Source organism: Bacillus sp. GBSW19 (assembly GCF_002998655.1).
Classification (GTDB): domain Bacteria; phylum Bacillota; class Bacilli; order Bacillales; family Bacillaceae; genus Bacillus.
In genome coordinates, this window is sequence record NZ_PVRF01000004.1 from 83424 (window position 1) to 97050 (window position 13627).

General features: G+C 41.1%; 10 protein-coding genes. All 10 read left to right on the forward strand.

Going from position 1 to position 13627, the window contains the following annotated elements; translation table 11 throughout:
• Positions 1 to 3 precede the first annotated feature (3 nt).
• The 10 genes from C6344_RS16875 to C6344_RS16920 all read left to right on the forward strand — a co-directional run bounded on the left by C6344_RS16875 (position 4) and on the right by C6344_RS16920 (position 13623).
• Positions 4 to 1191, forward strand: a complete 1188-nt coding sequence (locus C6344_RS16875) for a CamS family sex pheromone protein (RefSeq protein WP_060595700.1) — start codon at positions 4 to 6, stop codon at positions 1189 to 1191.
• A 133-nt stretch (positions 1192 to 1324) separates the two neighbouring features.
• Positions 1325 to 2524 (forward strand): MFS transporter, encoded by a 1200-nt coding sequence (locus C6344_RS16880; RefSeq protein WP_060595701.1) that lies wholly within the window; start codon positions 1325 to 1327, stop codon positions 2522 to 2524.
• Between the two features lie 91 nt (positions 2525 to 2615).
• Entirely contained in the window at positions 2616 to 7085 is a 4470-nt protein-coding gene (locus C6344_RS16885; protein WP_106073122.1) for a non-ribosomal peptide synthetase, read from the forward strand.
• Between the two features lie 23 nt (positions 7086 to 7108).
• Positions 7109 to 8623, forward strand: a complete 1515-nt coding sequence (locus tag C6344_RS16890) for a serine hydrolase domain-containing protein (RefSeq protein WP_223254344.1) — start codon at positions 7109 to 7111, stop codon at positions 8621 to 8623.
• The gene (locus tag C6344_RS16895) at positions 8586 to 9566 is read left to right on the forward strand and encodes a C39 family peptidase (protein ID WP_106037210.1); all 981 of its coding nucleotides are present in this window, start codon (positions 8586 to 8588) and stop codon (positions 9564 to 9566) included. The genes C6344_RS16890 and C6344_RS16895 overlap by 38 nt, the downstream gene beginning before the upstream one ends.
• The gene (locus C6344_RS16900) at positions 9563 to 10273 is read left to right on the forward strand and encodes a thioesterase II family protein (protein ID WP_034664703.1); all 711 of its coding nucleotides are present in this window, start codon (positions 9563 to 9565) and stop codon (positions 10271 to 10273) included. Before C6344_RS16895 ends, C6344_RS16900 begins: the two co-directional genes overlap by 4 nt.
• Positions 10270 to 11127, forward strand: coding sequence for a 3-hydroxyacyl-CoA dehydrogenase family protein (locus C6344_RS16905; protein ID WP_034664701.1), 858 nt, complete (start codon positions 10270 to 10272; stop codon positions 11125 to 11127). Before C6344_RS16900 ends, C6344_RS16905 begins: the two co-directional genes overlap by 4 nt.
• A gap of 14 nt (positions 11128 to 11141) precedes the next feature.
• Positions 11142 to 12197: an HAD-IIIC family phosphatase gene (locus C6344_RS16910; protein WP_034664698.1), complete on the forward strand. Its 1056-nt coding sequence runs from the start codon at positions 11142 to 11144 to the stop codon at positions 12195 to 12197.
• A gap of 27 nt (positions 12198 to 12224) precedes the next feature.
• On the forward strand, positions 12225 to 12494 hold the full coding sequence (locus C6344_RS16915; RefSeq protein ID WP_034664694.1) for an acyl carrier protein: 270 nt from the start codon (positions 12225 to 12227) through the stop codon (positions 12492 to 12494).
• Positions 12481 to 13623: an acyl-CoA dehydrogenase family protein gene (locus C6344_RS16920; protein WP_106073124.1), complete on the forward strand. Its 1143-nt coding sequence runs from the start codon at positions 12481 to 12483 to the stop codon at positions 13621 to 13623. The genes C6344_RS16915 and C6344_RS16920 overlap by 14 nt, the downstream gene beginning before the upstream one ends.
• Positions 13624 to 13627: the final 4 nt, after the last annotated feature.

Below are 13627 nucleotides of genomic sequence, written 5' to 3' on the forward strand. Positions count from 1 at the left end.
CTATTGAAAAAGTTGTTATTGCTGCTGACAATGCTCACACTGGTATTGTCAGCGTGTGCACCTTTTGGGGGAAAGGAAGAGGAAGAGGTCACACAAAAAACGGATGAAACGAAGGAAACAGCCATCATCCCGATGTACAATATCTCTGACTCCTATTACAAAATGGTGCTGCCGTTTAAACAAGGGGCTGCGCGAGGGTTAACAGCAGAGCGTCTCAACACACGCCTGGACATCGATGAATTTGAAACAGGACTTATGCGCCTTGCAACAGAGTCATTTAATACAAACGACTATCTTTTCCAAGAAGGACAGCATTTAGATGAGGACACCGTTCTCAGCTGGCTGTCGCGCAAAAAAACAGGCAGTGATCTGAAAAAGGCAGAAAAAGAAGATAAAGACTTTAAGAATCTCGGCTTAAACCCAGCTCTTCCAAACTCAGGTTCAACAAAGTCTAAAAATGAAAATAGTCCAATTTACTTAGCTTCGATGCTAGAACATAATTACTTAATTCGAAAAGATAAAAACAGCTTACAGCTTGGCGGAGTTGTCATTGGTCTTGCACTGAACTCTGTTTATTATTACCGTGAAAATATCGGTGACCCGCAGCAAGAGGTGACGATCGATTCATCGAAAAGTTCAAAGAAACTTTTGGCAGAAGGTGAAAAAATCGCTGAACAAGTGATCAAACGAATTCGTCAAATGGATGGACTGCAAAAAGTGCCTGTCATGATTGCACTTTATAAGCAAGCACCAAAATCATCTATCGTTCCAGGAAACTTTATCGCCAAAACGGATGTGAAAGCAGGCTCAGCTGATATCGGCAATTGGGATACGATCAAAGAGGAGAATGTCTTCTTCCCTTCAGATAATGCGAAAGGCAACTACAAAGATGATTCCGAGCGATTTGACCGCTTCAAAACAAAAGTCGAAGACTACTTCCCGAATTACACTGGTGTCGTAGGAAAAGGCTTTTACAAAAACGGCAACCTGCAAAAAATGAAAGTCGAAATTCCAATGCAGTTCTATGGAAAAACGGAAGTTGTAGCCTTCACGCAATATTTAACAGGTGAAGTCATGGATTACTATAAGAGTACCAATATCGAAATTAACATCACATCTTCTGATCAACAAGAAGCCCTGATCACGAAAAATGCTGAAGACAAAGAACCAACTGTTCATATATATGACTAAATAAAAACCGCCTATTGGCGGTTTTTTAAATTAGGTAAAATGTATCAAGTTATGAAAATATTGTTATAAAAAGTAGAAGTGTAGAAAATAATGTATTATTATGGGTGATAATGAAGAGAAAATGGAGATCAATATGAAAAACAAATCATTTTACTTTTTATTAGGGGGACAATCCCTAGCTAATTTTGGGGATTCGCTATATGTCCTCGTTCTGACCATCCTGACATATCAATTAACAAATTCTACACTGATTGCTTCAATGGTGGCTGTTTCGCAGTTTGTTGGACAAGCCCTTGGAGCGGTACTCATTCCTTTCTTTATGTATCAATTTAAGCTGAAAAGACTCATTATCTATTTGCAAATGTGTCAAATTGCTTTCTTCGGTTGCTTGATTTTCATTTATATTCTACAACTATCAACTTTTACTATTCCTTTCTTTTTTATCATTGTATTTTTCCTGTCTTTGATAGATGGAGGAACCATTCCTGTTCGAAATTCGATGATCCCGCGTTTAGTAGAAAAGAACTTTTTACTAAAAGCCAATAGTTATATCTTAACTTCTGATCAAATTGTTCTTTTACTAGGCTGGCTTTTAGGAGGGCTGTTTATTGGTATTCTTGGACCGCAGTTTCTCCTATTGACGACACTTGTTTTATACAGTTTGTCGCTCATATCTATGCTCTTTATGATTGATACTGGGGCTGCAGCTAAACAAGAGCAACAGTCTGAATCATTTGCTACAAGGGTCTTTTCAGGGTGGAAGCTCATGTATGAAAAGCCAACTATTCGAACATTAACGGTTTTAGAAATGCTATCCATGAGCGGTAGAAGTATCTGGACTGGAGCCATTATCCTTGTGTATGTCACAGAAGTCTTACACCAGCCTGAAACATGGTGGGGATTTATTAACGCAAGCTATTTTGGCGGAACCATTCTAGGCGGCCTGCTCGTGCTGCGGTTCGCAAAGCATGTGGAACAGCGTTTGTTTGATCACATTTTTTACAGTTCGGTGATCGTAGCTGTGCTAACCCTTTGCTTAGGATTGAATCATTCAGCATGGATGAGTTTGTTGTTTGTCTTTTTATTAGGGCCAGCTTTTCAGCTTCGCAGCATTTCTATTCGTACCTATGTACAAGATACACTGAGTGAAATTGAATTGCCCAAAATACTGTCAGCTCAACATACACTATCAACTTTTATATACGGAATGTCCATCCTTGTTATGAGCACCATGACCGATCTCTTTGGGGCAAGAGTCGTCTTTTTTATAAACGTTGCTCTGTTTACTGTGTCGGCTTTCCTAGCGTCTAGATTAAAAAATGAACAAATTTAGACATTTTATCTCAATTATTTACAAAAATACCGTTATATGATTTAATATGTTCGTAGAAATGTTAACTATATGAAAAGTAGAGGTGGCGTAATTGACTAGTAGTTTAGTATATTGGCCATTAACACATCCGCAGCGGCGCGTGATGAACATGGAAACATTTTATCCAGAAACACCGATCAATCATATTGGCGGTATCATTTTCGTCAATGGGCCGTTGCAGCTTGATAAACTGAAGCAGGCCATTGCATCTTGTATCATGATGACAGAATCTCTTCGTCTCAAGCTAGTAGAGAAAGATGGTGAGACGCTTCAATACGTTGATCCAAACGCCGATAATCCAATTCCTGCCTATGAGTTTTCCACACATGAAGACATGCTAGAATGGGCCGAAAAAGCCTTCAAAACACCATTTCAATTAACAGAAACCCCTCTCGCCGAATTTGCTGTATTAAAAGTCGGTGAACAACAATCCGGTTATTTCATCAAATGCCATCATACAGTAGCAGATGGATGGTCGATGAAAGTAATCATCGATAAAATTAGCCAGCTTTACACTGCTCTTACCCAAAGCTCCTCTATCGAACAAGAAGCAGACAATCATTCTGTATTTATTGATAAAGAATCAAAATATATGAACTCCCCAAGATTTAAAAAAGATCAGCAATTTTGGAAAGAAACATTATCTGATGTGTCTGATAGTTATTTGGTACAGGGAACTGACCAAATCAAAGGCCATCGGCACAGCCATTACCTTGATCGACAACTCTCAGAACGAATCTATGAATTTATAGATACCCATCATTGTTCAATCAACTCTTTATTTACTTTAGGACTCTTCGTTTACTTGCATAAAAGATACCAGCAAAAAGATTTTATTATTGGGACGCCAGTTCTCAATCGTTCCGGACAAAAGGAAAAAGCCACGTCCGGTATGACCGTCAGTACAATGCCATATCGAATGAAGATCGATCCTCATCTATCTTTGTTAGAAAGTCTGACAGACGTTCAAAAAAGCTATAAGGCTTACTTTCTGCATCAGCGTTATCCTTATGATGCACTTGTCAAAGATTTAGAGCTTGCAAAAGCAGGATATGATCAGCTTTTTCAAATCTATATCAACTCCTACAGCACAAATATGGTGCAGGAGATGGAAGGATACAAAGTTGAATACATAGAGCTTTACAATGGCTTCCAGCCATATGGCTTACAAGTTGCTGTGAAAGAATGGGATGAAAAAGGGCAAATCGAACTTCAATATGACTACAAGATCTCAGATTACAGCAATGAAGACATCGGCTTTCTACACGAAAGAATGCTTCTCTTTGTCGAAACCATACTCGCTCAGCCAAAGCAGCTGTTAAAAGACGTACTTCTCATGACAGAAGACGAGGAACATCGAGAGCTATATCAATGGAACGACACGGGCGTGCTATTTCCACAGAAACAAAAAATCCATGAATTGATCACAGACATGTCAAAGTCTTCTCCTGATCGAATCGCGCTTCAGGACGGATCTCATATTATGACATACGGTGAACTTGAGAGAAAAACCAATCAAATGGCGCATTTTCTACAAACACATGGCTTACAGAGACATGACTTAGTTGCAGTATGTATGAATCATTCACCAGAACTTATTGTGCTGCTGCTGGGGATTTTAAAGGCTGGAGGTGCATATGTTCCGATTGATCCTGAGTATCCGCAGGAACGCATTCAGTTTATTTTGGATGACAGCCAGGCAAAACTGTTTTTCACAGATCACGCATCTGCATACCATTTTAATGGCGGTACGTACAATATCTACAACGTGTGGGATCAGTTGGCTCAGTATGATGCGGAACATCCATTCATTGGGGATGCTGAAGACGTCGCATATATGATTTATACGTCTGGCTCTACAGGACAGCCAAAGGGAGTCATGATTGAGCACAGAAGCTTAGTAAACTATATTATGTCTGCCAAAACACATTATACTGATTCACCAGATGATCATTTTGCCTTGTATTCATCCATTGCATTTGATTTAACTGTGACATCCATTTATACGCCATTGGTCATTGGCAGTACAGTGGTGATCTATCGTCAAGAGGATCAGCCAGGCTTTTTATTAGAACATATTTTGTTTGATCAAAAAGCAAAAGTCATCAAGCTGACACCAGCTCATATGGCACTGTTAACAGATGCTGCACTTTCTCAATCAGTTGTGAAACGGATGATTGTGGGCGGGGAACAATTATCGACCGCTTTGGCCAAAAGAATCACAGAGGCAAGTGATGGAAGGATATCCATCTTTAATGAATATGGACCAACTGAAGCAACCGTCGGCTGTATGATTCATCAATTCCATCAAGATGATGGGGGGACATCGGTGTCAATTGGTGTGCCAATGCCAAATACAGAGATTTACCTTTTAGATGAGAATCAGCAAGCCGTGCTTCCTGGGACAGTAGGAGAAATCTATATTTCAGGTGCGGGTGTTGGCAGAGGGTATTGGCAAAGACCTGATTTGCAAGAATCGCGCTTTCTGCCCAATCCATTTGTAAACGATCGCCGCATGTATCGAACAGGTGATATAGCCAAACGAGCAAATGATGGAAAGATTGATTACATTGGCAGGATTGATCATCAAATCAAGCTGCGAGGCTACCGGATTGAGCTGGGAGAAATTGAACTTGCACTTATGGCACTTGAAGAAGTTGATAAAGCAGCTGTCATTGATCAAACCGATGAATCTGGAGAAAAACAGCTGGCTGCTTATATTGAATTGAAAGAAAAAGAGCTGACGTCCTTTTTACTTAGAAAGAAATTATCAGATCAGCTTCCAGCTTATATGGTACCTGCCTATTTTGTTTTACTAGATGAGCTTCCGCTTACTCAAAATGGGAAAATCAATCGGACAGCACTGCCTGATCCATTGTTGTCTCAAGTGGAAACAGCCGTTGAATGGTCCAAGGAAACAGCGGACATTGAAGAGATCATAGTAGATACAGCAAAAGACATCTTAGGGCATGAAACGATCGAACCGGCTGATCATTTTTATCAGCTTGGCGGTGACTCCATTAAGGCGATTCAATTTATTGCGAAGTTAAAAGACAAAGGACTCTATTTAAAAACCAAAGATCTTTTTACGTATCCCATTTTTAGAGAAATGGCACAAGTCGTTCAGCAGGAACCTGTCTTACATATTTCACAAGAGCAGGCTGCGGGCGATGTGAAATCGATCCCAATTATCGAATGGTTCTGGTCCCAGCGATTAAAAGATGAACATTTTTGGCATCAATCCATCATTGTTCATTCAAAGAAAAAGATGGATGAAAAAATCGTGCAGGATGCTTTCAAAGAGCTCGTCATTCATCACGACGGACTAAGGTTAAAAGTACATGAGGCAACAAACACGCTTCATTATGATGAAGACATTCAGGGTATTCCGCTGATGATCCACGATTTTACGGCATTGTCAGAAGAGAATGTGGAAGAAGCGCTACAAGAAGTAGGGTGTCAGGTCAAGCAAAGAACTCATCTTTATCAAGGACCATTGATTCAGGCAGCGCTTTGTCAAACTGCTTTTCAATCACATCTCATTTTTGCCGCCCATCATCTTTTAGCTGATGGTATGTCATGGCAAATTCTTGTGGAGGACTTGATTCAATTATTGCATGCAGAGAAGGTCACAGCTGAAGTGCTTCCGCCTAAAACCCATTCCTATCAAACATTTACAGAGCGGGTGAACGAGTATGCAGTATCAGAGGAGGTAAAAGAGTCGCTCAGCTATTGGCAAAAAGCGGTGCAGGATATTCAGCCTCTGTATCCAGTTTCTTCAAATGAGGGATATGTCAGAGACGAAGTCAAATTAACCAAGGCATTATCAGTGGAGCTCACGGATCAATTGATCAATCAAGCGAATAAAGCGTATCAAACGCAGCCTCACGAACTGTTAATTTCAGCCTTAACGCAAGCCTGTTATCAGCAAACGAATCAAAAGAGGATTTCTTTGGAATTAGAAGGTCATGGCAGGGATGCTGTGGAGGAAGATATTGATGTATCTAGAACGTTCGGCTGGTTCACCACCATGTACCCTGTGAATGTTCATGTGTCTGAATCTCTCTCAGATCACATACGGGCTGTCAAAGAAACGATACGTGAAGTGCCAAATAAAGGTGCAGACTATGGGCTGCTCTCACTCATCAATAGGCAGCTTCCTAATCATTCAGCGCCGCAATTACGCTTTAACTATCTAGGTGAAATTGATCAGGTGCTGAAACAATCATCTGATTATGAGATGTCTTACTTTACATCGGGGATTGATTCGTCATTGGATAATCCGTTAACAACCGTCATCGATATGGTCGCTACCATCAAGGGTGGTCAGCTGATATTCCATCTTTCTTTTAGCGCAAAACAGCTGTGTGAAACAGACATGACGCAGCTATTACAAGAGGTAGAGCGGCAAATTGAGCGTTTGGTACAGCATTGCTTAGAGAAAGAAGGAATCGAATTTACACCGTCTGATTTTGAAACAGTGGATATGTCTCTTGAAGAAATGGATTCATTATTTACATGAGGAAAAATCAGCATGTTATCTACATGTCATGTTTATTAGCGGTCTTATGGATAAGCAGCTTTGCCGGGGGGACACATGCAAAAGCAGTGATTACACCTAAAGCCATTGATCAAGTGATAGAGGAACAGATGAAGCTTGGGCGCATTCCAGGCATGTCCGTTGTGGTTGTGAAAAAGGACGAAGTGGTGTACCAAAAAGGCTTTGGTTATGCGGATCGAAAGAAAAAGGAGCAAGTGACAGCCAGTACTTTCTTTGAAATTGGTTCTACATCAAAGGCGTTTACCGCCCTTGCTATTGTGGAGTTAGAGAAGCAAGGAAAACTTCATTTCAAAGATCCAGTGAGCAGCTATATTCCAGGTTTTTTTCCGACATACAATGGAAAGCCTCAGCGTTTAACGGTGGAGCAATTAATGCATCACACAAGCGGCATTCCCTTTCAATCCATTGCGCTTATCCAGCCTGATACGACAAAGGATGCATTGAAAAAAACAGTTGATCAGCTGAAATCAATCGAGCTTAATCGTAAGCCAGGCAGTTCCTTTGAATATGCGACCATCAACTATGATGTCCTTGGTCTCATCATTGAAAATGTAACAGGAACGTCGTATGAGGCTTATATGAAAGAACTGTTTAAAAGGCATCATCTTGACCAAACGGAGGCTGGGCTAAAACGCATGAAGTCCGGTGTTGTCTCAGAAGGATTTAAACTGCAATTCCTTGCTCCGCATGCTTATGAAGCACCAGAATATCGAGGCAACACCCCTGCAGGCTATATTGTGATGAATAGTCAGGATGTGGGGACTTGGCTGCAATATCAATTGACCGATTCAACTTGGTCTCGTTTTGTAAAAAATCCTGATCATTTAACTGTGAATGTCCCAGAAGAAGGGAAGCATGTCTATTACAATGCCGGCTGGTATATAGAAAAGGCGCATGGGCAGGTGGACTCGCTTTTTCATGCAGGCTCTAACCCAAACTATTCATCATTTTTTCTGATCCAGCCAAAAGAAGATATTGCTATCGGAGTGTTAGCAAATATGAATAGCAGCTACACCGAGCAAACGGCACGTCTTATTGCCAATACGATCGCGGGTACAAATGAAGAAGCAGAGTCATCAATAGATCCATTTCAGCTCATTGATCAATTGAGTTTAGCAGGGACATGTCTTTTTATTTTGCTGCAAATGGTGTCTATCGTTCGTTTTATCAAGTGGAGGAAGCGTGTAAGAAACGGCGCTTTAGTTCGCAGGGACATGTCACTTGGCGTCTGGCTGAAAAGCATCGGCTGGGTGCTGCTGCTAATTGGGATATTGCTCCTGCCAATGATTCTTTCGCAACTAGCCTTTAATGGGCTGCCTTGGAAAATGACTTTTGTATGGGGACCTTCCTCTCTCATTGAATTAGCGATTTCTTATTATTTGTTTTTCATTTGGTTTTGTACGATTGGTTTCATCAAAGGATTTATGGTGACATCTACTGCTGGAAAGAGAGGAAAAAAAGATGACCGTCAAACAGATTTCGGGCATTCATCCTTATAATGATTTGTTTTATCGAAGCTGTTTCTTCAATTGCTTTTTTCCAATTGTGAAGCTGCATGATCAAGAAGTCGCTCCATACTTATTAAATGATCAATTTGCCTATGGGCTTTCAGAGGACGGCTTGCTGCAGATTGACTGGATGTCGGCACACGATCCAGAAAAGATTATGAATTTACAAGGCATTCAAGTTGAAAAAATGACGTATTGTGTCAATCTCATTGAAAAGGTCAAACAAGATGTGATGCGGGACCGCCCCGTCATTGTGTGGGTAGACCCTTACGTTCAGAGAGGCAGAAAAGAGTATTTGACAACCCATAGCCGTCATTCAATTTTAATTAAGGGTTTCGATGAAAATCAGCAAACCTTTCAAGTATTAGAGAATCGGCATTTAGATAATTTGTCTTATGAGCATCAAGTGCTGTCATTTAAAGATGTACAGAAAGGGTATGACACCTTTCATGATCATTTTCAACCGAATGATCAATTTCATTCCTATGCGTCCTTCTACTTTGATCCGGACAAGCTCTCGACTGAATTATTTGATCAAAAAACGACTTATTTCCTGAGAAATATGCATGGTCAGATAGACGTAATCGAAAAAGGAATCACAGCTCTTGAAACATTTTATGAGCAGTATCCGCAATTGGATGATATCGAGAAGCTCGTGGCGTCGTTCAATCAGATCATCAATACGAAGAAAGTGGAGCTGTATCGGCTGAATCTCATCAAAGGCGATCTACCTGAGCTGGTGGGATGGATGGAACGTATTGTATCAGAATGGGAGAAAGCGAGGCATCAGGCAGCAAAACTCCTTTTTTCAGGTGAGATGTCTAGTAGGTACCAAGCCAATATCAAAGCTTCTTTAGAACAAATCATCGTTGATGAAAAAGACTGGCTGGAAGCGTTGGCAATCAAATGCAAAAGGGAGTGTGGCGTGTCGTGAAGTTATTTTGCTTACCGTACGCAGGTGGGGCAAGTACCGTATTCAGTACGTGGAAATCTTATATAGACCAGTCGATAGAAATTCATGCCCTTGAACTCCCTGGGCACGGGACAAGAATGACAGAGCCTGTTCTAACCGATTTACAGCAGGTCGCAGATGATCTTTATGTACAGGCGTCCTCCTCTTTAAAAGAAGGAGAGCCCTATGCCATTTTCGGTCATAGCATGGGAGCCGTCCTTGCGTATGAATTACAAAAAAGAATGAAAACAAGGTTAAACAAAGAGCCTGTCCATGTCTTTTATTCTGGGCGCTTTCCACCACATATTCCAGAAAAGAAAGTCTATCATCAACTGTCAGATTCCAAACTAAAAGAGGCGATCATTGCGATGGGAGGCGTTCCTGAGGAACTTGCCGATAACCATGCAGTGCTTGATTTTTTTCTGCCGATTTTAAGAGCAGACTTTCAGCTTTTGGAGACCTATCTGTGTGATGAAGTCGTTCCAGCTGCTTGTCCAATTTCTATTTTTTATGGTACACGTGATTTGCCTTCTGTGCTGTTCGATTTAGACGATTGGGATCAATATACTAGCGAAGATTGTGCGTTTTTTGAATTCGATGGAGATCACTTTTTTATTCATTCATTAACAAATGAAGTCGTAGAAAAAATCAATGTCATTTTAAAGCGAATTGGAGTGTTGGAGAAATGAACACGAAGCACGTAGGTGTGATTGGAGCAGGTGTGATGGGGGCTGATATGGCATTAGACCTTTCAGCAAATGGCTATCAAGTCACATTAGTTGATGTCACAGAAGAAAAACTAAATGAAGCGCTGGAAAAAATCAAGAAGACCTATCAACTGGTTCAATTTGTGAGAAAGAAGAAAATCTCATTGTCTTTAGAAGATGTATTGTCTCAAATCCAGCTGTCAACTTCACTTGAAGGCTTACATGACGCGCATATCGTCATTGAAAACGTGACGGAAGATTGGGAGATTAAAAGACCCATTTATGAAGAGCTGCGAGATATTTGTGCGAAAGAAACCATCTATTTTGTAAACACGAGCTGTATTTCGATTACAAAGGTAGGGTCCCTTATGCATCACCCTGAGAAGGTCATTGGGGCGCACTTTATGAACCCTGTTCCTCTTAAAGCGTTGGTTGAAGTGATTAGAGGAAAAGCAACTTCTGATGACACAGTTGAAACCGCAAAAGGTTTCTTGAAATCGTTTGATAAAACACCTGTTGTGGTGCATGATTTTCCGGGATTTGTTTCCAACCGTGTGCTTATGCTGACAATCAACGAAGCGATTTGGGCGGTGCAAGATCAAGTCGCCACACCAGCAGATGTCGATAAAATTTTCCGCGGGGGTTTCGGCCATAAAATGGGACCACTTGCGACAGGGGACTTAATTGGGCTTGATACGATTTTGAATTCATTGCTTGTTTTATACGAGAGCTACAAAGATCCGAAGTTCCGTCCATGTCCTCTACTTGTCAAAATGGTCGACGCAGGCGAGTACGGCAAAAAATCAGGTAAAGGCTTTTTCCAATATGACATGTGAGAGGAGAAAAACAAATGGCTAAGCAAATCAAGTGTGTTGTCTGGGATTTAGATCATACATTATGGGATGGAATTTTACTTGAATCAGATGAAGTGATGTTAAAGCCTTCGATGAAGGAAGTGCTAACAGAATTAGATGAGCGCGGTATCCTTCTTTCTATTGCAAGCCGGAATGATGAAGCAGCCGTGAGGGAAAAGCTCTCCGCCTTTGGGATCGAGCATTTCTTTCTCTATCCAGAGATTCATTGGAATGCCAAATCTAGTTCTTTAGAGAGAATCAGTGAGCGCCTAAATATTCATAAAGATACCATTCTCTTTATTGATGATCAGCCATTTGAAAGAGAAGAAGTGAAGGCTGTTCACCCAGAGATTACGTGCTGGGATGCAGTGGATTATATGTCATTACTCACTGATGATCGGCTGCGTCCAGTCTTTATCACAGAAGATGCCAGACGACGCAGAAGAATGTATTTAGAAGCGGACCAAAGGCAGCAGGAAGAAGAGAAATATGAAGGGCCGCCTGAGAAATTCTTGGCGTCTTTACATATGAAATTCGTGATTTCAGAAGCAGGAGAACAAGACCTCCAGCGAGCTGAAGAACTGACCGTCCGTACCAATCAATTAAATGCGAGCGGGAAAACCTATGATTATGAAGAACTTGATTTCTTCCGTCAATCAGATTCTCACTTGCTGCTTGTCTGTGAACTTGAAGATAAATTCGGTTCCTATGGAAAAATTGGACTCTCATTAATAGAAGAAACAGGCGACACCTGGCATGTCAAACTGCTGCTTATGTCTTGCCGCGTCATGTCTCGTGGTGTCGGGACCATTTTACTCACAACGATTTTGCAAGAAGCGAAAAAGCGAGGAAAGCGGCTTGTGGCTGACTTTAAACAAACCGACCGAAACCGCATGATGTATATCACATACAAGTTTGCGAATTTCAAAGAAATCGAGAAGGGGGAGGATGGCTATATCTTGTTTGAAAATGATTTAAGCATGATTCAGCCTTTCCCAGAATACGTAGATGTCAATATTGAATTAAATCAGAAAGATCCAGCCAAACAATAAAAAAGCGAAAAGCGAGGAGATTAAATCATGAACCTACACGAACAAGTAAGAGCCTATATCGAGCAAAACCTAGTGGTATTTGATGAGGAAATTGAGCTTGGAAATGATGATCATATTTTTGAACAAGGCTTTGTCAATTCTCTATTTGCGATGAAACTAGTGAACTATATCGAACATGATTTTCACTTCCAATTAGATAACGAAGACCTCGACATTGCTCATTTTAGTACGGTCAATCGCATTGTCGCCTTAATTGAGAGAAAACAACAGGGGGCCGCTCTTCATGAAAACAGCTGAACAAACGATCGATGCCATTGAAGAAATACGACAGTATTGCGATGAACATATCCGTCCTTTTGCCAATGAATTCGATGAGACGGAACATTTACCAGAGTCGCTCATTCGAGATATGGCGAAAAGAGGCTACTTGGCAGCAGGTATACCGTCTTCCTATCAAGGGCTGGGGCTTGATCCAATCGCATATGGACAGTTCACGGAACAAGTGGGAAAAGCTTGCTGTAATGTACGGACATTATTGACAGTGAATTCACTTGTAGGAGAAGCCATTCTTCGTTATGGAACAGAAGACCAAAAACAAGGCTGGCTTGTTGAATTAGCTAAAGGAGAAAAAATCGGTGCCTTTGCTTTGTCAGAGCCGAATATTGGTTCAGATGCCAATCATGTTGAAACAAGCTATCAAAAAGAAGGACAATCCTATGTATTAAATGGGAAGAAAAAGTGGATTTCCTTTGGATCGATTGCAGATTTCTTTATTGTGATTGCAAGAGACGGTGAACAAGTCACGGCATTCCTTGTCGATCGAGATCAGCCGGGTGTAGAGATTGAGAGAATTACAGGAATGATGGCCAATCGAGCATCATATTTAGCGGAAATCATCCTCGATCATGTCCAGGTGCATGAAGACTGTGTCTTAGGACCAGTTGGGGGCGGATTTAACCACGTGGTGTCACTCGCATTAGACCATGGAAGATACAGTGTCGCTTGGGCAGGACTTGCCATCGCACAAGAAGCCGTTGATTCTCTTGTCACGTATTCACGTAAAAGAACACAGTTTAATGAAAAATTGTACAAGCATCAAATGATCAAAGGCATGATCGGAGATGCGGTTACCCAGCTCCATGCAGCGAGAGCCTTATGCCTAAAGGCTGGGGAAATGAGAGAAGCGAATCATCCTGATGCAATCACAGAAACATCCATTGCAAAATATTTCACCTCTAAAATCGCCGTTGACATTACAAATACAAATGTCCAAATCCATGGCGGAAGTGGATTTAGCCGGGAAAACTCAGCTTCAAGACTATATCGTGAAGCGAAGGTGCTTGAAATTATTGAAGGAACTTCGCAAATTCAGCAGCAGGTTATTGCTAACTATGGTTTACGCCATTATTTCGTGAAACATTCTTAGAGAG

Bases quoted from the DNA above. Each gene is read 5' to 3' on its own strand.
- C6344_RS16880 (WP_060595701.1), top strand. From the start codon at position 1,325: ATGAAAAACAAATCATTTTACTTTTTATTAGGGGGACAATCCCTAGCT.
- C6344_RS16890 (WP_223254344.1), top strand. From the start codon at position 7,109: ATGTCATGTTTATTAGCGGTCTTATGGATAAGCAGCTTTGCCGGGGGG.
- C6344_RS16895 (WP_106037210.1), top strand. From the start codon at position 8,586: ATGACCGTCAAACAGATTTCGGGCATTCATCCTTATAATGATTTGTTT.
- C6344_RS16905 (WP_034664701.1), top strand. From the start codon at position 10,270: ATGAACACGAAGCACGTAGGTGTGATTGGAGCAGGTGTGATGGGGGCT.
- C6344_RS16910 (WP_034664698.1), top strand. From the start codon at position 11,142: ATGGCTAAGCAAATCAAGTGTGTTGTCTGGGATTTAGATCATACATTA.
- C6344_RS16915 (WP_034664694.1), top strand. From the start codon at position 12,225: ATGAACCTACACGAACAAGTAAGAGCCTATATCGAGCAAAACCTAGTG.
- C6344_RS16920 (WP_106073124.1), top strand. From the start codon at position 12,481: ATGAAAACAGCTGAACAAACGATCGATGCCATTGAAGAAATACGACAG.